Here is a 23,962-nt window from a genome sequence, read left to right as displayed (position 1 = left end):
TACTCCTCGGTTTTGGGAACAGACTCGAAGCACGACTTAGGCGCTGAACGGGTGCGCCAGCAGAGGAGGGCTGCCGAGGTACCCCTCGGCCATTCCTGACCGAGTGATCGTGGCATTGAAGGATGCAGCCCCGCTCCCGCCCCCGGCCTGATGGTGGTCGGCACTCCAGAGGAAGTTGCGAACGAGATCCGCGACCTGATCCGCTGCGGTGTCGAGGGCGAAGTGCCCAGCTTCAAGCATGTGGATTTCGGCGGTTGGGACGTCACCTTGATAAGAGGCAGGTTCCGATGTTTCGAATGAGGGATCGTATTTGCCCCATAAAACCATCAGCCTGGGATGAGTGTTGCGCATCCATGCCTGCCACTTGGGGTAGGAAGAGACATTGTGACGATAATCGTAAAGCAGCTCGACTTGAATGTCCGCTTGGCCGGGCTTGCTGAGAAACGCAAACTCATCCGTCCAAAGATCGGGATCGTACCGCTCGACGTGTGGGTCACCGCCGACGTGACGGCGGCGGGTGGCCTCAAGGGACAGGAAATTCTGACGGAGTGCTTCCTCATGCTCGGCCCGATTGGCCCAAAAGGCGCGGCGAACGCCCCAGAGATCGCTAAGCCCCGACTCGTGAGCGACGGCGTTCTGCACGATCAGCGAGTCCAATCGCTCAGGGTGAGCTATCGCCATTCGAAAGCCGACCGGACCGCCGTAATCTTGCATGAAGAGGCTATAGCGGGAGAGGGCCAGCACCTCGCTGAACCGGGCCATGATTTGGGCGAGATGGTCGAAGGTATAGGGGAACGCCGTCGGTGCCGGGCAGGCGCTATGACCGAAGCCGGGATAGTCCGGCGCGATGAGGCGGTACCGGTCGGAGAGACGGGTCAGCAGCGGCTCGTACATGCGTGACGACGACGGAAAGCCGTGAAGGAGCAGTATCACGGGTGCGTTGCGGTCACCTGCGTCGCGGTAGAAGATCGGAAGACCGTCCACATCGACGGTGCGGTACATCGTTGGGTGGCTCATCGTGATCACATCCGATTGACATCAATTAGGGCCTGCGCGAAGGCTTGCGGCGCTTCCTGCGGCAGGTTGTGTCCAACGCCGCCACGGATTGTGCGATGCTCGTACTTGCCAGCGAATTTCCGTGCGTAATCCATTGGGTCCGGGTGCGGAGCGCCATTTGCGTCGCCTTCGAGCGTTATCGTTGGGACGGAGATCGCAGGCGCCGTGGCCAGGAATTTCTCCATCTCATTGTAGTGCGCTTCGCCCTCCGCTAGGCCGAGACGCCAACGGTAATTGTGGATCACAATCGCCACATGATCCGGATTGTTGAAGGCTTCCGCACTACGTTCGAAGATTGCGTCGGTGAACTTCCAATCCGGGGAGGCGGTCTGCCAAATCAGACGTGCAAAGTCGCGCGTATTAGCTTGGTAGCCGGCCCGCCCGCGCTCAGTTGCGAAGTAGTATTGATACCACCAGGACAGCTCTGCCTTTGGAGGAAGAGGCTTGCGGTTGCCGGCCTGGCTGCCGATCAGGTAGCCGCTGACCGACACCATGGCTTTGCAACGATCTGGGCGGAGTGCCGCCACAATATTGGCGGTCCGTGCCCCCCAATCATAGCCGGCGATAATTGCGCTCTGGATCTCGAGGGCATCCATAAGGGCGAGGACATCGCCGGCCAAAGCAGCCTGCTGGCCATTTCGCGGGGTCTCATTGGCAAGGAAGCGCGTTGAACCGTACCCCCGCAGATAGGGCACAATGACCCTGAAGCTCTGTGCCTCCAGTAGCGGCACGACCTCGGCGTAGCTGTGAATATCGTAGGGCCAGCCATGAAGCAGGATAACGGGCGCGCCGCCTGCCGGACCAGCTTCGACATAACCGATGCTGAGCGGTCCGGCATCGATCTGCTTCAGTTGGCGGAACGAGGTGTTCGGTCGCGGAGGCGCAGGCTGTGCTGCTGCCCTATAGGGAATACCGAGTTCGGCCGCAGCGGCGAACAATGCGGCGGTGCTGATAAACCGTCGCCGATTGAAATCAATGGATTGCACTCGCGCGCTGCACTTCATCGCCTTGACTCCTCGATTGAGACTGGATGGATGCTAGACCGTTAGGGTGGTCCTCACGTCGATGTTGCCGTGGGTTGCCCGCGAGTAGGGGCAAAGGGTGTGAGCCTCGTCGACAAGCGCTTGGGCTACATCGCGCGCCAGACCGGGAAGGCTGACATTCAGCCGAGTGCTAAGAGTATAAAATCCGTTTACCAGACTGAGATCCACTTCCGCATCGATCGCGAAGCCAGGCGGAAGGGTGACCTTGCTCTTTCTTGCGGCGATACCGATTGCGCTTTCGAAGCATGCGGACCAGCCGGCCGCAAAGAGCTGCTCAGGGTTCGTACCGGTGCCATGACCGCCTGGTGGGGAAATGCGGATGTCGAGATTGCCGTCTGAACTCCGGGAGGATCCACCCTCGCGGCCACCGGTCGTGTGGACCTTGGCGGTGTAAATGAGCTTGGTCTGTTGGTGCTGGTTCATGACGTTCTCTCCACTGGCAAGGGCAAATCGGAAGCGGATGGGTGGCGCGGGGTTGCTGCGCCACCCACGCAGGTCTTAGGCGCGGACGGAGCGAAAAGCGGCGCGCAGTTCGGCGCTGAAGAGGGCTGGTTGCTCCCAGGCTGCGAAGTGTCCACCCTTTGGGAGCCGATTGTAGTGAATCAGCTTCGGGAAGGCTTTCTCTGCCCAGCTCCTCGGTGCTGCGTAGATTTCGTCCGGAAAGACACTGACGGCAACCGGGATCTTGATGTTCTTTGGCGCAAAGAAGGCGAGCTTATTCTCCCAATACAGGCGGGCCGAAGAGACCGCTGTGCCGGTTAGCCAATAGAGCGTGATGTTGTCGAGGATATCGTCACGCGTCAGGCCCTCTGTGTGGCCATCGAAGACCCGGGAAATCAGCGCATAGCTGCGCGCGTCGTGGTCGAGCATCCAGGCAGCCAGGCCAACTGGCGAATCTTCGAGACCGTACAGAGTCTGCGGGCGACTCGCCATTTCTTGGGCGTAGCCGAGGCCATGCTTGTAGAAGAAATCGAGCTGATCAAAGGCATTCTTCTCGTCTTCAGACATGCCTGCTGGTGCGGGGCCGCCGGCAGTGAGGATCTTGGCGATGTCGTCCGGCACGGTTGCCGGCATGTTCGTGTGGATTGCAAGTAACTCCGGTGGGGCCTGCAACGCCATCTGCTCTGAGACGGCATCACCCCAGTCACCCCCCTGGGCGACAAACCTCGTGTACCCAAGCCGCTTCATCAGGGCGGTCCACGCACGAGCAATGCGCTGTGGATCCCAACCCGTCACCGTGGGTGTGGCGGAGAAACCGTGGCCCGGAAGTGACGGGATCACGACATCGAACGCTTCTTGCGGTGTTCCGCCGTGGGCGGTTGGATCCGTCAGTGGCCCAACAACTTTGAGCTGCTCGATCACCGAGCCGGGCCAGCCATGGGTGATGATCATGGGCAAGGCATTCGGATGCTTCGATCGAACATGAATGAAATGAATGTCCAAACCATCGATCTGCGTGACGAACATAGGCAAAGCGTTCAGCCGCGCCTCGACCTTTCGCCAGTTGTAATTGGCCTGCCAGTATTGAGCGAGCTTGCGCATCGTTCCAAGCTGAACGCCCTGCGACGCGTCAGTAACGAGCTCTTTCGTTGGCCACTTTGTAGCAGCGATCCGCCGGTGCAGATCGGCAAGCGCTTCATCAGGAAATGAAACATGAAATGGGCGGATCTCGCTCGATGCTGCCCTGAGCGATACAGGCATCATCGTGGCGGCGCCTGCGGCCGCGGCGGCCACAAGCACGTCGCGCCGTGTGGAGGATGACTCGCATTCCGACATAATCGTTCTCCTCTGAAACTGAAGATCCGGCTGGGTGAGGCTGATCAACACGGTTATGCTCGGTCATCGTTGGCCGTGAGCCTATTGCACCATGGTATCGCCAATACCTTGATATTGGCCGGAACCCACGGCTCACTGGCCAAGGGGCGGCTTGAAAAGGTGCGAATCAGACCAAACCGATACCTAGGTGTTATGGGTCTCCGATCGCGAGGCGGCATATCCTCGGGGAATAGTCAGGGAGCGGCGCAGAGTGCGAAGGAAATAACATGGCAAGAATGACGCAGTCGATCCCGTTTGCAGGTGCTGAGCTGACGCGACCACGCCACGTCTGCGCATTCTTCAACAGCGAGGATGAAGAATACCGTGTTCTCCTGCCATTCATTAAGGATGGTTTCGACAGCAGCCACAAAGCGGTTCATGTCGTCAGCCCTACTCGCCGTACTCGCCATGTCGAGCATTTGGCGGCTGTCGGTATCGACGTAGCAGCGGCCCAGGATACTGGCCAATTTGAAATCCGCGACAGCACCGAAACCTATCTTTCCGACGGTCATTTCGACCAAGACCGCATGCTTCACACCTTCAAGAGTATGGCCGGCGGCTCGGCTGACGGGACGTACCCGCTCAGCCGGATCGTTTGTGAAATGGAATGGGCCAGTTGTCACCCGTCCTGCATTCATGACCTCATTGAGTTCGAAGCGCGGGTCAACGACGTCTGGTGTGAACACGACGATGCCGTTGTATGTGTCTACGACCTCGCGAGATTCAGCGGCGACGCCGTCATCGACATCATGCGGACGCACCCTATGATCATCGTCGGCGGAATTCTTCAGCAGAACCCCTTCTTTGTACGCCCGCAGGAGTTCCTACGGGAGCTGTCCCAGCGGCGCGCCCAGCAGGCGTGGCCTCCATCGACCGCTGGCTGATCATGCAAGCTGATTTTCTCCATAACGAGAATAAGCGGCTGCAGCGCTGCATCAGCGACCTGGTCAGTCTTATGGCACTGCCCGCGATGTGGGCCGGCAGGGAACCCTCTCAAATCTCTGTCGGCCTGCTCGACTCCATCTTTAGCATGATAAATCTCGATCTCGCTCACTTGCACCTAACGAACTCGGAGGGCGACCAGCCCTTCGATGCGATGCGCCTATCGAACTGGGCAAGAAGCATGGGGTCTCAGGCAGACTTCGGAACATTGCTCGGAGCATGGATCAATGCCAAAGTGGAAGGTCCGCCGAACCAGCTTGCCATAGGAAACAGCAGTCTCGTGGTCCACCGCGTGCGCCTCGGCCTCCTTGGAGAGATTGGGCTGCTGGTGGTAGGATCACGACGATCTAGTTTCCCGAACGAGACTGAAAACCTCCTCCTGAATGTGGCTGCCAATCAAGCGGCGATTGGCTTGCAATCGGCGTGGCAATTGATCGAGCAGAAACGGATTGGCCGCGAACTCGACCGGCGCGTTGACGAGCGAACGCGCGAGCTTGCTGAGGCCAATGACGAACTGCGGCGGAGAGAATTGGACTTCCAATTGGTCGTTGACAGCATCCCGGTGCCAGTCGCCGTCACAACTCCCGCAGGCGAGGTAGAGGGCGTAAACCGACCGACTATAGAGTACTTCAGGAGAACATTTGACGACCTGAAGGACTGGAAAGTCAAAGACCTCGTTCACCCAGATGACCTTGATCACACCGTCAGCGCCTTGGTCGCAGCACACGAATCTGGCCGGACTTACAATGTCCAGAGCCGACACCGGCGCTTTGATGGTGTCTACCGCTGGTTTAACGTACTCGGTGTGCCATTGCGTGACCCACAGGGGACGATCCTGCGCTGGTTCCATCTGATTATCGACATAGATGATCAAAAACACGCGGAGGAAGCACTCGCAGCGAGCGAGCGCAATCTTGCGGAAGTCGTAAACACTATCCCTGGTCTCGCGTGGTCAGCCCAAACTGATGGTTCGGCAGACTTTTTCAACCAGCATTATCTCGACTATGTTGGGATCGCATTTGACGAGGCCCACGGGTTTGGTTGGACAAAGGCGGTTCATCCGGATGATCTGCCGGGATTGATCGCAACATGGCGGCAGATGCTGACGTCCTATAGAGCAGGCGAGGCCGAGGCGCGGCTCAGGCGCTTTGATGGCGAGTATCGCTGGTTCCTGTTCCGCACCAATGCTCTACGTGATGAAGACGGGCAGGTTATTAAATGGTTTGGTGTCAACACTGACATCGAGGATCGCAAGCGGGTCGAAGAAGCGTTGCGCACCAGCGAGTGGAAGCTTCGGCAGCTTACTGAGACAATCCCGCAGATGTTGTGGAGTGCTACACCTGATGGATCAATCGATTACTGCAACGCACGACTGCTAGACTATACAGGCTTCACCGCCAGAGAAGTGATGGATGATGGCTGGAAGAAGCTCCTCTATCCGGACGATCTCGACCAAGCCGCGCGTGCATGGATGACGAGTGTCACGACTGGCATGCCCTACCAGGTGGAAACGCGTCTTGTTCACGCTGCAGATCAATCGTATCGCTGGTGTCTGACAACCGCGCTTCCATTGCGGGATGAAGACGGGCGGATCCTCAAGTGGCACGGCGCCTGTGTCGATATGCATGATTGGAAGGGAGCCCAAGACGAATTGCGTGAAACGCAGGCTGAGCTCGCCCACGCAAGTCGAGTCATGACCATGGGGCAACTGACGGCATCGATTGCTCATGAGCTGAACCAGCCCCTGGCTGGCATCATGACGAATGCCGGCACAGGCCTGCGCATGCTGGCTGCCGAGCCGCCAAACGTTGACGGTGCTCGTGAGACGGCACGCAGGACAATCAGAGACGCCGCCCGTGCATCAGAGGTAATCGTTCGGCTCCGCGCGCTCTTCGCCAAGCGAGACACCACATCCGAGATTGTTGACTTGAACACGGCAGTCCAAGAGGTTGTGGCATTGTCGCTGAGCGAATTGCAGAGGAACAGTATCAATATACGCCTAAGCCTCGCGAGAAACCTACCCTACATAATGGGCGATCGCATTCAACTTCAGCAAGTCACCCTTAACTTTATCCTAAACGCTGCCGAATCCATGGTGGAAGTGACGGATCGAGCACGAGAGATCGTGGTTTCGACGACGCTGGAGGCCACTGGGCATGTTAGAGTAGCCGTCAAGGATACGGGCGGCGGTATTGACACAGCATTGGCTGAAAAGCTTTTCACCCCGTTCTACACGACCAAAAGCGACGGAATGGGCATTGGCCTTTCGGTCAGCCGAACCATTGTTGAGCAGCACCAGGGCCGCCTCTGGGCTGAGCAGAACGACGGACCAGGCTCGACCTTCTGCTTCTCTGTTCCCTCAACACTAGCAACCGAGCCTGCCAGAGCCCCTATGCACCTTCCCCCGCGTACGGAGGAAGTGATTGGAAAAGTATGATGCAACAGCGCGAGTATATTGCCGTTGTCGATGACGACGAGTCGGTACGTGAGTCACTGCCAGACCTCATCGGGGTGTTTGGGCACAAGGCCGTGGCATTCGCATCTGCGAACGAGTTCCTGACATCAGACATTGTTGATCGGGTTAAATGCTTGGTGCTCGATATCGCCATGCCAGGAATGTCAGGGATCGAGCTCCAGAGAGAGATCGCGCGCCAAGGGCGGACGATTCCGATTGTCTTTATCACGGCGCACGGGGACGAACAGGTCTGTCAACGCCTGCGCCAGAGCGGATCAGTCGAATGCCTCTTGAAGCCCTTCACGGATACGGCACTGCACGATGCTCTTGATGCTGTACTTCACCGAGGGGTGTCACCCTGATACTTGCAGCTATGAACGAGTGGAGCTATACATGCAACTGTCAAGCACAACCAGTGGCAAAGCGGGTTCTTATCCGATGAGCGAAGGTGCGCCGATTGTGTATGTCGTGGATGATGACATCTCAGTGCGCGAGGCGCTCGAGGCTCTCATTCGTGAAGCAGGCTGGCAGCCTTGCGTATTCGCTTCGGCACAGGAGTTTTTAGCTCACCCTCGAGCTGCTACGCCGAGCTGCTTAGTGCTCGACGTATCGCTCCCCGACCTAAATGGCCTTGATCTGCAGCAGCAACTCGCAGCCACTCGGAACCACATTCCCATTATCTTCATAACTGGCTATGGGAACGTACCTATGACGGTGCGCGCGATGAAGGCTGGCGCGATCGAGTTCCTGACGAAGCCCTTTGGTGACGAAGTACTGCTGGATACCATACGCCAGGCCTTTCAGCGGAGCACCACAGCACTCAGCCAAGAAGCGGAGTTGCAACTCCTTCGGTTGCGCTATGCATCGCTCAGTACGCGAGAGCGTGAGGTGATGGATCTCGTTGTAACTGGATTGATGAACAAGCAAGTTGGCGGCAAACTTGGAATTAGCGAGATTACCGTCAAGGCCCATCGAGGCCAAGTCATGCGCAAGATGTGTTCTACGTCACTGGCTGACTTGGTGAACATTGCGGCAAAGCTAGGAATCCCGCGCCGTAACTAGCGCCATGGATTACTAGCCGCAGGTTTTTTGTTCTTGCCATCACCGTTTGTCATCTGAGCTTTAAAGGGACTGAACCCGCCTGCGCCGGAGAGCGAGGACGACACGTTTGGGCACGACGCATACGTCGTTGGCCGGAGTTCCGGCGTGCGCGCCTAAGTGTTGGAGCCGCCAATCACCCGGTTCCGCCACATGCCGCGCGCGTCCAATAGATCTTGCGTTACAGAGACGGCAAGACCGACTCATCAGCCTTATTTCCGTCCTCTCCGATGACAGATCGCGCCTGATATCACGTATTGGTGGTCGAGAAAGGAGCGCATCTACCTCGGTACCGAAGCAATCAGGATATCGAAGGACCAATACATACGTATTGTCGGTACCAAGGTGCTAGTGACTGGCGCAAGAGGTGGGAGCTTAATGTCTCCGGTTCTTACTGTCAGCTCAAGGAGAAGTGAGATGAAGATCTTGATGGTGCTTACATCCCATGACCAACTCGGCAACACTGGCCGCAAAACCGGCTTCTGGCTTGAAGAGTTCGCCGCGCCCTACTATGTGTTCCACGACGCGGGCGTTGATCTCACGCTCGCATCGGTCAAGGGCGGGCAGCCGCCGATCGACCCCAAGAGTGACCTCCCCGAGAACCAGACCCCTGCGATGACGCGTTTTAAGAATGATCCGGTGGCGCAAAATGACCTCGCAAACACGCTGAAGCTCGAGGAAATGTCATCAGCGGACTTTGATGCCGTCTTCTATCCTGGTGGTCATGGACCGATGTGGGACCTCGTCGACAACCGCCATTCAATTGCTCTGATAGAATCCTTCTACAATTCCGGTAAACCGGTAGCCGCTGTCTGCCATGCCCCGGCAGTGCTCCATCGCGTCATGTACCAAGGTACGCCGATCGTAAAGGGCAAACGGGTGACAGGCTTTGCGAATAGCGAGGAAGAAGAAGTTGAACTCACAGACGTCGTGCCGTTCCTGGTTGAGGATGAATTGAAGCGACTCGGCGGAATATTCGAAAAGGCACCAAACTGGCAGAGCTTTGTCATCACCGACGGCCGCCTCATCACAGGCCAGAATCCGTCGTCATCGACCGAAGGAGCTCAAGCTTTGTTGAAGTTACTCTCCGAGATGCAGTCGTCCGCGCGGAGCTCAAGCGCCGCGTGATACCTAGGTTGCTTCGAGGGCCCTTCGAAGCACACGTGGTAGCAGACGCTTTCATTCACAGAGGAAATGGACGCACTGCATGTCGAGCTGAAGCTGTGTGAAATCGATGAAGATCATGGAGCTTCAGCGCTATGTCTGTGCCCAGTTCGGAGAACCGGGTGTTTGTGACCGTGCCGAGGAGTGGAGATCCAAACCTCCCAGTGTAGTCAAAGAACTGGTGTCTGGAGGCTACCGAAGCCTACATGCCCAGTTACGCATCAAAATCGGTGCGCGATCTGGTGGAAATCATCGTGTTCTCATGCAACGCCGTGATCGAAAGGCGCGAGTTGGACCAAGGTATCGCCTCTCTTCAGCCTGGCTTAGGTTTGTCGATTGCGGATGAAACAAGTCTTCAAAACTAGGATGTCTGCTCACTCAGGAGAAAGTTCAATGATACAGCAGCGCGCAGTACTCGCTGGCGGGTGCTTTTGGGGCATGCAGGACCTAATTCGGCGTTATGATGGAGTAATTTCCACACGCGTCGGCTACACTGGTGGGAAGACTCCAAACGCCACCTATCGCAATCATGGGACGCATGCCGAAGCCATAGAGATTATCTTCGATCCATCACGGATCAGCTACCGCCAGCTCTTAGAGTTCTTCTTCCAGATTCATGATCCGACGACGCTCAACCGTCAGGGCAACGACCTGGGGGAAAGTTATCGGTCAGCTATCTTTTACACATCCGATGAGCAGAGGCAGGTTGCGGAAGACACGATTGCGGACGTCAACGCGTCCGGTCTCTGGCCGGGTAAGGTGGTGACTGAGGTCACCCCAGCGGGTGCCTTCTGGGAGGCTGAGCCCGAGCACCAGAATTATCTCGAGCGGTATCCTGAAGGCTACACATGCCACTTCATCCGGCCCAATTGGAAGTTGCCGGCGCGAGGATCTGCTGAACCGAGCCAAGTGACCTTGACGAGCTAGGGCAATAAGTCGGGGCGCTGGCAACGTAGGCAGTTTGGTTACCAACAAGATATCAAGAATGACGTGACTAGGTATGGTCCGTTCACCTCATTTTGCTTGGGGAGGCTCAGGGGCTGGGTCCCCGCGCCCTCCCCAAAGGGAGGCAGCGTGAGCTCGAATGAGAGGAACACTAGTAGTGCTCCGGATCCCACTCCATCCCGCAATGCGTGATCGTTTTGCGGGGCGGATGGGCTCCCATAGTCACTGCGTTGACATGCCGAAGCAGCTGGCGTGAGGGGATCAACCCACGCTGGATCGGACAGCCCGAAGTCCAAACCAATTCACCCGCCACAGGAGACGACTTATGGCCAATCCCAAGATCGCTGTTATCATCGGCAGCACTCGCGATGTGCGCTATGGCATCAAGCCTGCCCAGTGGATTTATGATATAGCCTCTAAACGCGCTGACTTCGACGCGGAGCTTGTTGACTTGCGAGATTACCCGCTCCCCTTTTTCAATGAGAAAGCGTCGAACGCATGGGTGCCGACGGAAAACGAAGTTGGGCAGCGTTGGCAGCGAAAGGTGGCTGAGTTCGACGGCTACATTTTCGTCACACCCGAGTACAACCGGTCGGTTTCGGCCGCGCTTAAGAATGCTCTCGACTTCTCGTACCCCGAGTGGAACCGAAAACCCGCTGCGGTGGTCGGTTATGGAAGTGTTGGTGCGGCCCGGGCAATCGAGCACCTACGGACCATTGCGATTGAGTTGCAAATGGCTCCGACCCGTACGGGCGTGCACATTCAAGGCATTGATTTCATCGCTACGCTGCAGCAGGGAAAGGATTTGACTGAACTCACGCACTTGGAACCCAACGTGAGGGCTATGCTTGATGAACTCGTCTGGTGGGCGAACGCCTTGAAGATGGCGCGCCAGGCCTGAGCTTCGGAGAAAGCTGGGTTGTAAGGAGTAGTGATGCATCCTTAGGAGCAGCCCTCATCGGTGGGTTGGTCGCCGTTTGGCGAGTGGTGGAGACGCTTCGTCTAAACTTGTTACCGCCCGGCCCACGGACCATTACCATTGCGATACGCCACGAGGGCCCTCCACAGCCTCAGGCAACCTTCAGAATATATTCTCCTTGTGGCTCAACGGGTATGCTTCGTTGAGATCAGACACTTTGGAGGGTGCCGTGACGTCTGTTGGTAGCTCTAATCCTTTGGCAGGGATGTTAAACAACGCGTTCTCAAAATTCGACCGAAATGGTGATGATAAGCTCAATGCCGAGGAGTTCAGGAGCTTCAACGAGATCCTGAAGCCAGGAATTGCTGTTGACGACGATGGGCGTCCAACAATCGATTACGGTACGGCGATGGATCGGAATGCCGACAAGCTGATTACGCGGGACGAGATGAACGCTACAGGAATTCTTATGCCCGCTAAACTGACAGATTCTAGCTTGGAAGCGATGTTCAACTATCTGTTGTCGAAGGGAGATCCGACGGCCCTTGAAGCGGCTGCAATTCTCAAGCCTGAACCAGAAGCTCGGAGCTGACACTCGCTGAAGCCTCGTATGTCGAGGTCGGCTGAAACGAACATCGAGCAGCGGAGGTGCCCGACCCAGCGATCCGCTGCCTAGGACGGTCGACAGGCCCGCTGTGGCTGTTCTAACCTGCGAGAGCCAAAGACGCGTTGAACTTGTGTGAAAGACCGGTGGGTTCCTCATAGGAGCAACTTGCGCCCGGAAGGACCTGATTGGCCGAGAAACTATCAGCATAGGAGGGGGGCGTCTCCCTGTGATTCAATATACTGCGCTACCGTCGGTAAACGCGACTGCCGAAGGTCACTTTCGACGGCCTCGTGACTAGGGGCGGTTTCTCACACTATCCAGTCGTCGGTCAAAGGACCCTGTCACCTTCCAACAAGTTCCGAAGGCAAGACTTGCGTCGTTCCCACACGCCAGCCGAACCTTCAGCTCAGGTCACGGGAATCCCGCACGTCGCTGACTTTAGGTGTTCTACTTTCACCGAGATTAGCGACAGAGCTGATCGGAAAATTTGCACTAACCTGTCGCTGTCATTGAGTCCTAGGATACTTAGGTCTCTTCAACACCAACGTGCAATAGCGACTCACCGACACCTTCGATCAGATTGCAAACATCAGCGCTCGGGTCCTTCCGGGTGCAACCTTGTAAGAGGCCGAGATGTTCGCACATACAGCCTTGGAACCGACAACTCCGTCAGTCTCCTTCAGCCTCGTCGAGGAGATCAACCACAGGGTTATCAATGAGTATTCGGAGGCGATCGCTACGCTTTCCATAGCGGCCTCGCGAACGGTCGACGACAAGATAAGAACGGAGCTCGCAAGGGCAGCCGATCGATTGCGCGATCATGCAGCATCGCATCGCGCGCTGATGCCCCCACCGGTCGAATGCACAACGAACCTAGCGGATTACCTTGGCCGGATCTGCAACGCCTTCTCCAAGGCTACACTCGAGGAGCGCGGCGTCCTGCTGGTACTAGATACGATTGACGTCGTACTTCCATCCGAGCGCTGCTGGCGAATTGGCCTCATTGTTGCGGAACTCATCCGCAACGCCGCACGCCATGGATTGCATGGGAGAGACGGCAAAATCTCAGTGCACGTCGCCGAACTGTCAGGCCAGTTGACCTGCCTGGTTCGGGACACCGGCCAGCCTCCGGCTGAGATGAAACCAGGACGCGGGCTGCACATCATCCGCTCGCTTGTTGCCGATTTGGGGGGAAGCGTCGAATGGTCATTTACCGTGAACGGCAACTTCGCCCTCTTGCAGTTAGGCCTTTGTCCAGACGTCGCCTGACGGGCGCCATTTGTGAACCAGGCTTGACTTCGCCGTAAAACAACGCAGACCTTTGGAGGTATTATTATGATTTCCCGTACTCCTTTACTAGCGGCTCTTGCGCTGTGCTGGTTTCCTGCCGTTGCAACGGCTACCCCAAGTCTCAATGCTACGCCGTTGAATGCGGGAACGGTCGATAAGCTGTACCGCGTGGACTGCGGTCACTCTCTCGCGAATGACGAATCCGTTTGGACGCCTGGTGAGAACGTCCGTAAGTCTATCGAGTTCTCCTCGACGTGCTATCTAATCCGCCGTGGCAAAAACGTGCTGATGTGGGATACGGGGGTACCAGAGCAAACGATCGGTAACCCTAAGGGTTGGTCGACCCTTCCAAGCCTCATCGTCTATCACATCGACAAGACGATCTCGTCGCAACTTGCCGAGGTTGGACTATCGCCAAACGACGTCAACTACGTCCTCGTGTCGCATACCCATGGCGACCATATCGGCAATGTTGGTCTCTTCCCGAACGCGACGGTGATTATGCAGAAGGCTGAGTACGACTGGATCAACTCGCCACCACCCTCGGATCCCAACCTGAACACGCTTGTCAACCTCGCGCGGACGCTCCTCGGCCATCCGAAACGCCTGGAGCTTATCTCCGGCGACATCGATTTGTTCCGCGACGGCAGCGTAACGCTTCTCTCGACGCCTGGACATACACCCGGCAGCCAATCCCTGATGGTTCATCTAAAAAACACGGGATATGTCATCCTGTCTGGGGACGTTGCCCATCTAGAGGACAACTTCAAACGTGATGTCGTCCCGGCGCTGAATGTCGACAAGGAGGCGTCCATTGCCTCCATGGAGCGCATCAAGGATCTTATGGCAAAGTACAATGCGACGCTCTTGATAAATCACGACAAGCGGCAAACCGACCTGCTTAAGCTCCTTCCAGACTACTATGACTAGAGCGATGCTCCGAGGCCTTGAAGAAGCTCACTGGTCACCCATAACCCGTCAGGTCCATCAGCTTGCGCAACTAGGCGCATCAGTTCTGATCAGTAGGACTTGATATTTGTTGTCTCTGCAGAGCAAAATCGAGTCGGACAATCCAATTGTAGCCGGAGATTTAGAATGCAGCTGGGAATGGTCGGTCTCGGCCGGATGGGCGGCAACATCGTCCGCCGTCTCATGCGGGCCGGACATGCGGCTGTTGTGTATGATCACAATCCAGAAGCAGTTAAAGGTCACGCGGAGGAGGGTGCCACAGGAGCGGCAAGCCTAGAGGACCTTGTCGCAAAGCTGGAGGCACCACGGGTTGTCTGGGTCATGCTACCTGCCGGTGATATCACCGAAGCAACCATCCAGCAGCTTGCCGGCCTTCTGGAGGAAGGAGACACCATCATCGATGGCGGCAATACCTTCTGGCAGGACGATGTCCGGCGGGCAGGCGAACTCCGCAGCCGCGGCGTGCACTACATCGATGTGGGCACTAGCGGCGGGGTGTGGGGATTGGAGCGCGGGTACTGCCTGATGATCGGCGGCGAGCCAGCCATCGTCGAACGCCTGGATCCGATCTTTGCCGTCTTGGCGCCTGGCCGGGGCGATCTGCCGGTCACCCCAGGACGCGAAGGGCGGGATCCCCGGGCCGAGCAGGGCTACATCCATGCCGGGCCGAACGGTGCCGGCCACTTCGTCAAGATGATCCACAACGGCATCGAGTACGGCCTGATGCAGGCCTATGCCGAAGGCTTTGACATCCTGCGCAATGCCGCAAACCCGGCCCTGCCGCCCGAGCACCGCTTTGACTTTGACGTGGCCGATATCGCCGAGGTCTGGCGCAGAGGCAGCGTGATCACCTCCTGGCTGCTTGATCTCACCGCCACCGCCCTGGCCGAGGACGAGCATCTCAGCACCTATTCGGGCTATGTCGGGGACTCCGGCGAGGGACGCTGGACCATCCAGGCCGCGATCGATGAAGCGGTTCCGGCCGAAGTCCTCACCGCCGCCCTCTACGCCCGCTTCCGCTCGCGCCAGGAGCATACCTTTGCCGAGAAGATGCTCTCCGCCATGCGCAAGGGCTTCGGCGGCCATGTCGAGGCCAGGAAGCCGGAAGGAGACCGGTCATGACGCAAGCACCCGCGCCCGCCGCTGACCCATGCTGTTTTGTGATCTTTGGGGCCTCCGGGGATCTGACGAGCCGCTTGCTCCTGCCGGCTCTTTACAATCTGGCCGCCACGGGCCTGCTGCCGGAGCGCTTCGCCATCGTTGGCGTGGCGCGCAGCGCTCACACGGCGGACGAGTTCCGCCAGGACTTGCTCGATGCCCTTCAGGCCCATGCAACCCGGGCCGTGGACCCACAGCTGGCTCAGCGGCTGGTGGCTCATGCCGCCTATGTGTCCGGCAGCATCGATGACCCGGAAACCTTTCTCCGACTCAAGGCGACCCTAGAGGAGATCGAGTCAACGGCCGGCACGCAGGGTAATCGGCTGTTCTACCTGGCCATGCCACCGGACACCTTTGAACCCATTGCGCGCCGACTGGCCAAGGCTGGCCTGTCTCAGGAGGGGCCCTCTGGGGCCCCGTGGCGCCGGGTGGTGGTTGAAAAACCGTTCGGGACAGATCTGGCCTCGGCGCGGGCGCTCAACCGTGCCCTTCTGGAAGTCCTCACTGAGGACCAGATCTACCGCATCGATCACTATCTCGGCAAAGAGACTGTCCAGAACATCCTGCTGTTGCGCTTTGCCAATGGGCTGTTCGAGCCGATCTGGAACCGCAACCACATCGACCATGTGCAGATTACCGTGGCCGAAACGGTCAACGTCGAGAGGCGGGGGCGCTTCTACGACCGGACGGGAGCGTTGCGGGACATGGTGCCCAACCACCTGTTCCAGCTGCTGGCGTTAATTGCCATGGAGCCACCGGCTCGCTTTGAGGCGGAGCGGGTTCGGAATGCGAAAGCCGAAGCCCTGGCGGCGATCCGAATCCCCAGCGAGGCTGAAGCGCTTGCGAACTCGGTGCGCGGGCAGTATCGCGCCGGCCGTGTTCACGATGAGCCGGTGGTGGCCTACCGGGAGGCCGAGCACGTGGCACCCGGCAGTGTCACCGAGACGTATGCGGCCCTTCGACTGGAGGTTGATAACTGGCGCTGGGCGGGCGTGCCATTCTACTTGAGAACCGGCAAGGCTCTCTCAGTCCGCCGGACAGAGGTGGCGATCAAGTTCAAGCAGGCGCCGATCTCGATGTTCGAGCAAACCTCGGTCGACCGGCTGGGGCAGAACTTCCTGGTTTTGCGGATTCAGCCGAATGAAGGCATCACGTTGCGCTTCAACGCGAAGGTGCCAGGGCCTGTGCTGGCAGCCGAGAGTGTCGACATGACCTTCAAGTACAAGGATCATTTTGACGTTGCCCCAAGCACCGGCTACGAAACGCTGATCTATGACTGCATGACGGGCGACGCTCTGCACTTCCAGCGGGCCGATGGGGTTGAGGCGGGATGGGCGGTGGTTCAGCCGTTTCTTGGCGCCTGGTCGAAGGCGGGAGCCAAGGGACTGGAGTTCTACCCTGCCGGCTCGTCCGGGCCGGAGGAGGCGGGCTTCTTGTTGGCGCGAGACGGGCGACGGTGGCGGGTCATTGAGTGATGCTACGCAACTGTAGCATCCGATTTATGTTCTGCAGCGGTGGAGTCTGAATTTCCGTCAGGTGAATTAGTGGTGGAGTCTTGTCAGAAGCTCAGCAATGTTTAGTATGTCAGAACGAGTTGAGCCAAAGCTCCTTGCCCGCGCCTCTTCAGCAGGGCCAAAAAGATAAATAGTATGAAATTTTGTGCTTGCGTTGGTGATGCTGATCTGGAGATTACGCATGCGCTTTCCCCGGTTTGTGGCAATGCCCGGCGTCTTCTTAACGTTCCTTGCTGGAAGCGGCATCGCTCTGGCACAAGGGGCTTCATCACAATCGCCGCCGCCCGTATCCGTCGCAAAGCCAGTTGTCAAAGACATCATTGAGCGAACCGACTTTATAGGGCGCTTCGACGCCGTTGACCAAGTTGACATCAGGGCACGCGTATCAGGCTACCTTGACAAGGTACACTTTCAGGACGGCACCTTCGTGAAGATGGGCGATCTGCTCTTCACGATTGATCCACGACCCTACCGTAATGCGCTCGAGCAGTCACAGTCAGCCGTCACATCCTCTCAGGTGCGACTGGAATTCGCGCAAAGTGATCTCGATCGCGCCGAACAACTGCGTCGGACTGGCAATATTCCCGATCAGCTGTTCGACCAGCGCCGGCAAGCCTTCCTGACTGCCAAGGCAGAGTTGGATCGGGCCCAGGCAGCTCTTCGACAGGCGCAACTCGATGTCGAGTTCACGCAGGTTAGGTCTCCCTTGTCTGGACGAATCTCGCGCAAGCTCGTCTCTGAAGGCAACTTAGTCAACGCCAACGAGACGATCCTGACCAATGTGCTCACACTCGACCCCATTCAGTTCTACTTTGACGTCGATGAGCGCTCGTTTCTTGCCTATTCACGCCAGTCGCAAGGAGGGACCAGGACCTCCGCCAATGGCGAGACCAACGAGGTTGTGCTCACGCTGACGGACGAGCGCCTCGGGCAACGCAAGGGCCAGCTCGACTTCGTCGACAACCGGCTGGATGCGGCCAGCGGCACGATCCGGCTCCGCGCGATCTTCGACAACAAGGATCTCTTTCTGACGCCCGGATTGTTCGGCCGGGTCACGATTGGAGCCTCTGATCCTTACAGAGGGATCCTCCTGCCTGATGAGGCCATCGGCAGCGACCAGGACCGGCGCGTGGTCTACGTTGTCGGGGAGAACAATGTCGTGAGCCTCAAGCCCGTGCGCATCGGTCCGAGGATCGATGGTTACCGGGTTATCCGGGATGGGCTGACCGGCAATGAGACGTTGGTCGTGAACGGCCTTGTGCGAGTCCGGCCCGGAGCACCGATCACGCCGCAGATGACGACCCTTCCTCTGATACGCGAGCGGAACGGCACCTGAACTCACCTGAGGAGGGCGCTTCCATGCGCTTTGCCCACTTTTTTGTCGATCGTCCCATCTTCGCCACTGTCCTGTCGGCGCTCTTTCTGATTATCGGCGGCATTGCCTACACCACCTTGCCTGTGGCGCAGTATCCGGAGGTCGCGCCGCCCACCGTCGTGGTCAGGGCAAGCTATCCGGGCGCCGATGCGCAAACGGTGGCCGCTACCGTCGCGACCCCGCTTGAGCAGCAGATCAACGGCGTCGAGGACATGCTGTACATGTCCTCCTACTCCACCGGCGACGGTGCCATGGCGCTGACGATCACCTTCAAGCTGGGAACCGATCTCGACAAGGCTCAGGTCCTGGTCCAGAACCGGGTTTCCATCGCAACGCCGCGCCTGCCAGAGGAGGTGCGGCGCCTCGGGGTGACCACCCTTAAGAGTTCGCCCGACCTGATGATGGTCGTGCACATGCTCTCGCCGGATGGCTCCTACGATCAGCTCTATGTGTCGAACTATGCGCGCAACTACGTTCGCGACATCCTGCTGCGGCTTGACGGCGTCGGTGATGTCATCATCTTCGGCGAACGGCAATACTCCCTGCGCATCTGGCTCGACCCCGAGAAACTCGCCTCCTACGGCATGACCTCGGGTGACGTGGTGCGCGCCATCCAGGAGCAGAATGTCCAGGTCTCAGGTGGAGCTCTGGGGCAGGAGCCAACGCCGACGGACGCCGCCTTCCAGCTGACGGTCACGACTCAAGGCCGCTTCGAAGATCCGCGTCAGTTCCGGCAGATCATCGTCCAGGCCCGTGACGGCCGTCTCGTCCGGCTGCCCGATGTAGCTCGCATCGAACTCGGGGCTCAGGACTACGTGACGAATTCCTATCTCAACGGGAAGCCCGCCGTTGCGCTTGCGATCTTCCAACGCCCAGGCAGCAATGCACTGGCGACATCTGACCAGATCATCCAAAACATGGAGCAGCTCAAGGCCAACTATCCGGCGGGGATTGCGCACCAGATCGTCTATAACCCCACGGAGTTCATCGCCGAGAGCGTGAACGAAGTCTACAAGACCCTGTTCGAGGCCACGGCTCTTGTCGTGATCGTGGTGTTTGTCTTCCTGCAAAGCTGGCGCTCGGCGATCATTCCGATCGTGGCAATCCCCATTTCGCTGGTCGGCACCTTTGCCTTCATGGCGGCCCTTGGGTTCTCGGTGAACACACTCACCCTGTTCGGCATGGTTCTGGCTATTGGGATCGTAGTCGACGACGCTATCGTGGTGGTTGAGAACGTCGAACGCAACATTGCTCTTGGCATGTCGCCGCGGGACGCGGCTCATACGACCATGGACGAGGTGGGCACGGCCCTTGTCGCCATCGCGCTGGTCCTGGCCGCGGTTTTTGTGCCGACAGCCTTCATCCCGGGCATCACTGGCCAGTTCTACCGCCAATTCGCGCTGACGATCGCCGTGTCGACGGTTATCTCGGCCTTCAACTCCTTGACACTGTCGCCAGCGCTCGCCGCATGGCTGTTGAAGCCACATAGCCATGAACGCCCCAGGAACCCGCTGGTCCGGTTTGGCCGCACCTTAGCCAATGGTTTCAACAGAGGCTTCGATGCAACGTCCAACGGCTATGCCAGAACTGTTGGAGTCTTGGCACGACATAAGTTCATCGTGCTGCCGGTCTATGTCGGGTTGCTGGCCGGAACGGTTTGGATCACCAATCACGTGCCCCGTGGGTTCATACCGACCCTGGATCAGGGTTATGCCATCGTGGTCATTCAGTTGCCGGATGGATCTTCGTTGTCCCGCACCGATGCGGTGGTGCAAAGGGCCTCCAAGATTATCCAGGAGACACCGGGCGTACGGAACGCGGTGGCCTTTGCGGGATTCTCAGGAGCCACCTTTACCAATGCCACCAATTCTGCGGCGATCTTTGCCGGGTTCAAGCCGTTCGACGAACGGATTGAGTCTGGCGATTCCGGAACCAAGATCATCGGCGATCTTTTCAGCCGCATGCAACAGATTGAGGAGGCGTTCATCATCGCTATTCCGCCGCCGCCTGTGCGCGGCCTCGGCAATTCGGGCGGCTTCAAGGTTCAGATTCAGAACCGGACCGGCGACGATGTTCGAGGAATACTCGCGGCTGCCTACCAGCTGATGGGGCAGGCGCGTCAGAACCCGAACCTCGCCGGCGTCTTTACGACATTCTCGGCCAATTCCCCTCAGGTGTATCTCGAGATCGATCGCCAGAAAGCCAGCATCCTCAATGTGCCAATCCCGAACATCTTCGAGACGCTGCGGATCAATCTGGGAACCGCCTATGTAAACGACTTCAATGCGTTCGGCCGTGTCTACCAGGTTCGGGCCCAAGCCGATCAGCGGTTCCGGATTGATCAGGAGGATATCAATCGCCTGCGGGTCCGCTCGTCCACCGGTGCTCTTGTTCCGTTGGGCACGCTGGTCGAGATGCGGGAGGTGTCAGGACCTGACCTGATCCAGCGCTACAACATGTTCACCTCGGTGGCATTGCAGGGCGGTGCAGCCCCAGGGATCTCATCGGGAGCAGCACTGGACCTGATGGAAGATCTGGTCCGCCAGGGTCTTTTACCCAGCATGGGCTTCGAGTGGACGGAGCTTGCCTTCCAGGAGCGGCAGACTGGCAATACGGCAGTGTTCATCTTCGCCCTGTCGGTGCTGTTCGTGTTCCTTGTGCTCGCAGCCCAGTATGAGAGCTGGTCCCTGCCCATCGCCATCATTCTCATCGTCCCGATGAGCGTGCTGTCTGCACTCATCGGTGTGATGCTGAGGGGTCAGGACAACAACATCCTAACGCAGATCGGCCTCGTGGTTCTCGTCGGCCTGGCTGCGAAGAACGCGATCTTGATCATCGAATTTGCCAAGCAGGCGGAGGTTGAGGGCAAGACGCCTGTCGAAGCAGTCGTTGAGGCCTGCCGCTTGAGGCTGCGCCCGATCCTGATGACGGCTTTCGCCTTTATTCTCGGCGTGCTGCCTCTGGTGATCGCCACCGGCCCCGGCGCCGAGATGAGGCAGGCCTTAGGCACGGCAGTGTTCGCCGGCATGCTGGGCGTGACCCTGTTCGGGCTGTTCCTGACGCCCGTCTTCTATGTGACGGTGAGGCTGGTGGTCCTGCGGGCCTCCAAGAGACGACCAGTGAAGCGATCTGAGATGACGGGGCCCCTGTCCTCTCCTGCCGAGTAGGGGAAAGGGTAAACTGCCTCGATCGGCGTACAGGTATCATCACCGGCGGAGCCGTCGATCATGAGCGAGCCTAATGACTATCAGCCAGGCAGCAGACATCGCGAGATGGGTCACGGAGGCCGGGCTGACGGGCATGACGGAGCTGGAGCTCCTTCACGGCTTCTGCCATCGCCTTGTGGCCGGAGGCGTGCCGGTCGCGCGCGTGAACATCGTCATCGACACGCTGCACCCGATCCATGAGGGGCGCGTCTTCCGCTGGCGCCGTGATGATCAGGGCGATCTCGACCACATAGTCGAGTATGGCCGCACGAATGTCGGGGGCGAGGCCGCCGCCAACTTGCGCAGGAGCACCTATTATCATCTCCTGATGAGCAGAGAGGATTTCCTGCGGCGGCGGATTGGACTGGGTCATGATCGGCAGCCAGGATCGCCTCGACTTCACGGTGGTCGGCCCGGCGGTGAACGAGGTGAGTCGGATCGCCGCCCTGTGTCGCTCGGTCGAGAGGGATGTTCTGGTCTCCTCGGCTTGCTTCGCGGCTGCGACGTCCGAGCAGGAATGCCTCGTTTCCGTTGGCCGGTACGCCTTGAGAGGGATCAACCGTCCGCAGGAGTTGTTCACGCTCGACCCATCCTGGATGGGAGCCGAGGCCGGTGACTGGGGTCCGGTCCGCGAAACCAAATCCAGTGGCCAACGAACGCCCACTAGGTGAACTCGAGTAGGGAAGCTTCGAGCGGGCCATGCAACAATCCCAAGCTCTCCCAGTCACGCGAAATCCTCAGGTGAGGGGCAGTGCAGGACGACGTGCGGTGACCTGAATAATCCCGGACGGCTCGTAGTCTCCGCCAAGAGTGTGGCTGCCGGTCAGAAGCCATGTGTGAGGGACGCGCAACCCGAACGTCTACCAGTGCCGCGAACGCCCTGTGGCCGCGCCCGCAAGCCAGCCTTAGCTCCGGCTCCAGTCGACCTCCAACCGCTCAAGGGACGCTTGGTGGATCGGTCCGTTGTCGGTGACACCAAAATGGCAAACCTGCCGCTTGCAACCACTGCATGTAATCCAGCAGAAGTCGTGCGAGAGTTCGCAAGGAGCGCCATTGCCCTTTTATGACGCATCCCTGTCGCACAACAGTCAGCGTGGAATAACCTCATTCCTCCGGCTCAAGTCGGAAACTACGACAGATCCACTATCTCTCCTGCCGGAACTCGCAATCGGGTGTGTGGCCTATGACTTCTGCAATGAAGTGGCCTTCAGCTCCAGCACCCGGCTTCAGGTGACCGCAGAGCGGGCAAGCCGGAAGCAGGGGGCCATCGCCGCCTGAGGACATGTAGCCACTGCCTTGACCCTGCCGAAAACTGGACCACTCGAAGCGGGTGCGCCACCGTTCCAGGGTCGCCTTCTTGGCTTCAAGTTCACTGAGACTATCCATGACGATACGGAACAGTTCACTGTTCTCATGATCGCTCTCGGCCAGCTTCCTTATCTGCTCTGAAATATCGCTCAAGCTAAGCCCTCCATAGACAATAGGGTAATCCACTCTGCGAAAGCCATTACGTTGGCCCAGGCTGCTTCCAGGGGATGTACGAAACGTAGTTGAGGGTGAGGAAGAGCAAGGACAGCGACTTCTGCGCGGCGATGCGCAGTTCCTCCGGTTCCTTGGTGAGGTCATCGTACACAAGCAGGCAACTCAGCCCTGTCTGATCGCCCTTGGTCTCGGCCCACATCAGCTCGATGTTGATCGAGCCAGACGTATGTGTCACCACATAGCCGCCGATCCTGTGCGAGGCCGGTACGTTGAGTGTGATCTTCTTCTCCTTGGCCTCTTCTTTGAGTTCGACGTTACCGTGGCCAGGACTATGTCCCCGAATGCTAGTGCGAGGACCTTTGAAGATGCCTTTGAAGGCAAAGCGGGAGGACGGGGCAACAGGGATCAGCTCGATCAAGCGACGGGCGTCCTTCCGGGGGAAGGTTGAGCCATCGGTGACAAGGCGATCGAGGATCGCATTGGCTTCCAGGCGGGTCTGCACGTTCATCTCCTACTCCTTCATGACCGAGCCATTTTCATCACCTGCTCCCCATGGTTCCCGCCTGTTCACGGGATGCCAGCTGCTCTCTCCTTACAATGCTCCATCGCAGATCATTTCAAGCTCTATTCACCGGCACAGGCAGCTTTCTAGATAGTCCAGAACGTCTCTGAGGCCCGTCCACGTCCGCATCAGTTCAATGGGACAGCCGGTCAGAGCTGTATTGTAGCTTCTCAGCCAAGAGATTGTCGTGGCTGCATCACCACCAGCGACCGTATCGAGCAAATGACATATCCGGAGAAAGAGAGCCTCCTTTCCAGAGACGGTCGGAGAGCCCTTAAGAAGACAGTCGTCGTTGTTCAGATCGGATCCGCCGGTGATTGTCGCAAGTTCCTGTTCTGAAATCTGGAGCCGCTTGGCCGCTT

At 58.3% G+C, this 23,962-nt stretch carries 23 protein-coding genes and 1 pseudogene; 16 read left to right on the top strand and 8 right to left on the bottom strand.

Features of this window, described 5'->3' with window-relative positions; translation table 11 throughout:
* Nucleotides 1–36 precede the first annotated feature (36 nt).
* From AC0QTX_RS16945 to AC0QTX_RS16930, 4 genes are all read right to left on the bottom strand, one after another.
* On the bottom strand, nt 37–1,017 hold the full coding sequence (locus AC0QTX_RS16945) for an alpha/beta fold hydrolase (RefSeq protein WP_474604990.1): 981 nt from the start codon (nt 1,015–1,017) through the stop codon (nt 37–39).
* A gap of 5 nt (nt 1,018–1,022) precedes the next feature.
* Nucleotides 1,023–2,060 (bottom strand): alpha/beta fold hydrolase, encoded by a 1,038-nt coding sequence (locus tag AC0QTX_RS16940; RefSeq protein WP_474604989.1) that lies wholly within the window; start codon nt 2,058–2,060, stop codon nt 1,023–1,025.
* Nucleotides 2,061–2,093: 33 nt separating this feature from the next.
* Nucleotides 2,094–2,522 carry an organic hydroperoxide resistance protein gene (locus AC0QTX_RS16935; RefSeq protein ID WP_474604988.1) on the bottom strand — a complete coding sequence of 143 codons (429 nt, stop codon included), beginning with the start codon at nt 2,520–2,522 and terminating at the stop codon, nt 2,094–2,096.
* 75 nt (nt 2,523–2,597) lie between these two features.
* Nucleotides 2,598–3,875: an epoxide hydrolase family protein gene (locus AC0QTX_RS16930; protein ID WP_474605026.1), complete on the bottom strand. Its 1,278-nt coding sequence runs from the start codon at nt 3,873–3,875 to the stop codon at nt 2,598–2,600.
* A gap of 275 nt (nt 3,876–4,150) precedes the next feature.
* Here AC0QTX_RS16930 and AC0QTX_RS16925 point away from each other — a divergent pair, with 275 nt between their 5' ends.
* From AC0QTX_RS16925 to AC0QTX_RS16855, 15 genes are all read left to right on the top strand, one after another.
* A complete protein-coding gene (locus AC0QTX_RS16925; RefSeq protein WP_474604987.1) occupies nt 4,151–4,798 on the top strand; it encodes an MEDS domain-containing protein in 648 nt (215 codons plus the stop codon).
* Nucleotides 4,774–7,293, top strand: a complete 2,520-nt coding sequence (locus AC0QTX_RS16920; RefSeq protein WP_474604986.1) for a PAS domain-containing protein — start codon at nt 4,774–4,776, stop codon at nt 7,291–7,293. The genes AC0QTX_RS16925 and AC0QTX_RS16920 overlap by 25 nt, the downstream gene beginning before the upstream one ends.
* Entirely contained in the window at nt 7,290–7,673 is a 384-nt protein-coding gene (locus AC0QTX_RS16915) for a response regulator transcription factor (protein WP_474604985.1), read from the top strand. The genes AC0QTX_RS16920 and AC0QTX_RS16915 overlap by 4 nt, the downstream gene beginning before the upstream one ends.
* Nucleotides 7,674–7,704: 31 nt before the next feature.
* Nucleotides 7,705–8,373, top strand: coding sequence for a response regulator transcription factor (locus tag AC0QTX_RS16910; protein ID WP_474604984.1), 669 nt, complete (start codon nt 7,705–7,707; stop codon nt 8,371–8,373).
* A 453-nt stretch (nt 8,374–8,826) separates the two neighbouring features.
* Complete coding sequence (locus AC0QTX_RS16905; protein WP_474604983.1) at nt 8,827–9,537, top strand: type 1 glutamine amidotransferase domain-containing protein; 711 nt, start codon at nt 8,827–8,829, stop codon at nt 9,535–9,537.
* Nucleotides 9,538–9,779: 242 nt separating this feature from the next.
* Nucleotides 9,780–9,938 (top strand): hypothetical protein, encoded by a 159-nt coding sequence (locus AC0QTX_RS16900; RefSeq protein ID WP_474604982.1) that lies wholly within the window; start codon nt 9,780–9,782, stop codon nt 9,936–9,938.
* A gap of 28 nt (nt 9,939–9,966) precedes the next feature.
* Nucleotides 9,967–10,500: a peptide-methionine (S)-S-oxide reductase MsrA gene (msrA, locus tag AC0QTX_RS16895; RefSeq protein WP_474604981.1), complete on the top strand. Its 534-nt coding sequence runs from the start codon at nt 9,967–9,969 to the stop codon at nt 10,498–10,500.
* A 343-nt stretch (nt 10,501–10,843) separates the two neighbouring features.
* Nucleotides 10,844–11,419 carry an NADPH-dependent FMN reductase gene (locus AC0QTX_RS16890; RefSeq protein ID WP_474604980.1) on the top strand — a complete coding sequence of 192 codons (576 nt, stop codon included), beginning with the start codon at nt 10,844–10,846 and terminating at the stop codon, nt 11,417–11,419.
* Nucleotides 11,420–11,666: 247 nt separating this feature from the next.
* A complete protein-coding gene (locus AC0QTX_RS16885; RefSeq protein WP_474604979.1) occupies nt 11,667–12,029 on the top strand; it encodes an EF-hand domain-containing protein in 363 nt (120 codons plus the stop codon).
* A 648-nt stretch (nt 12,030–12,677) separates the two neighbouring features.
* Entirely contained in the window at nt 12,678–13,313 is a 636-nt protein-coding gene (locus AC0QTX_RS16880) for an ATP-binding protein (RefSeq protein WP_474604978.1), read from the top strand.
* Nucleotides 13,314–13,379: 66 nt separating this feature from the next.
* Nucleotides 13,380–14,264: an N-acyl homoserine lactonase family protein gene (locus tag AC0QTX_RS16875; RefSeq protein WP_474604977.1), complete on the top strand. Its 885-nt coding sequence runs from the start codon at nt 13,380–13,382 to the stop codon at nt 14,262–14,264.
* A 165-nt stretch (nt 14,265–14,429) separates the two neighbouring features.
* Nucleotides 14,430–15,425, top strand: coding sequence for a phosphogluconate dehydrogenase (NAD(+)-dependent, decarboxylating) (gene gnd / locus AC0QTX_RS16870; protein WP_474604976.1), 996 nt, complete (start codon nt 14,430–14,432; stop codon nt 15,423–15,425).
* Nucleotides 15,422–16,936: a glucose-6-phosphate dehydrogenase gene (gene zwf, locus AC0QTX_RS16865; RefSeq protein WP_474604975.1), complete on the top strand. Its 1,515-nt coding sequence runs from the start codon at nt 15,422–15,424 to the stop codon at nt 16,934–16,936. The genes gnd and zwf overlap by 4 nt, the downstream gene beginning before the upstream one ends.
* A 220-nt stretch (nt 16,937–17,156) precedes the next feature.
* Nucleotides 17,157–18,311: an efflux RND transporter periplasmic adaptor subunit gene (locus AC0QTX_RS16860; RefSeq protein ID WP_474604974.1), complete on the top strand. Its 1,155-nt coding sequence runs from the start codon at nt 17,157–17,159 to the stop codon at nt 18,309–18,311.
* Between the two features lie 23 nt (nt 18,312–18,334).
* Nucleotides 18,335–21,517 carry an efflux RND transporter permease subunit gene (locus AC0QTX_RS16855; RefSeq protein WP_474604973.1) on the top strand — a complete coding sequence of 1,061 codons (3,183 nt, stop codon included), beginning with the start codon at nt 18,335–18,337 and terminating at the stop codon, nt 21,515–21,517.
* A 70-nt stretch (nt 21,518–21,587) separates the two neighbouring features.
* Here the strand turns inward: AC0QTX_RS16855 and AC0QTX_RS16850 are convergent, their stop codons facing one another.
* The gene (locus AC0QTX_RS16850; protein ID WP_474604972.1) at nt 21,588–21,929 is read right to left on the bottom strand and encodes a hypothetical protein; all 342 of its coding nucleotides are present in this window, start codon (nt 21,927–21,929) and stop codon (nt 21,588–21,590) included.
* 1 nt (nt 21,930) lies between these two features.
* Here AC0QTX_RS16850 and AC0QTX_RS16845 point away from each other — a divergent pair.
* A pseudogene (locus tag AC0QTX_RS16845) lies at nt 21,931–22,227 on the top strand (hypothetical protein); the annotation flags it as partial.
* Nucleotides 22,228–22,699: 472 nt separating this feature from the next.
* On the opposite strand, the gene AC0QTX_RS16840 reads toward AC0QTX_RS16845, so the two are convergent.
* The 3 genes from AC0QTX_RS16840 to AC0QTX_RS16830 all read right to left on the bottom strand — a co-directional run.
* Nucleotides 22,700–23,017, bottom strand: a complete 318-nt coding sequence (locus AC0QTX_RS16840; protein ID WP_474604971.1) for an Arc family DNA-binding protein — start codon at nt 23,015–23,017, stop codon at nt 22,700–22,702.
* A gap of 46 nt (nt 23,018–23,063) precedes the next feature.
* The gene (locus tag AC0QTX_RS16835) at nt 23,064–23,546 is read right to left on the bottom strand and encodes a hypothetical protein (protein ID WP_474604970.1); all 483 of its coding nucleotides are present in this window, start codon (nt 23,544–23,546) and stop codon (nt 23,064–23,066) included.
* A 120-nt stretch (nt 23,547–23,666) separates the two neighbouring features.
* Nucleotides 23,667–23,962, bottom strand: a 296-nt coding sequence (locus AC0QTX_RS16830; protein ID WP_474604969.1) for an antitoxin Xre/MbcA/ParS toxin-binding domain-containing protein, incomplete at its 5' end; no start/stop codon positions are given.

Source organism: Microvirga sp. jy35 (assembly GCF_056148915.1).
Note: the sequence above shows the minus strand (reverse complement) of the source record. Positions and strands in the feature narration are given on the sequence as shown.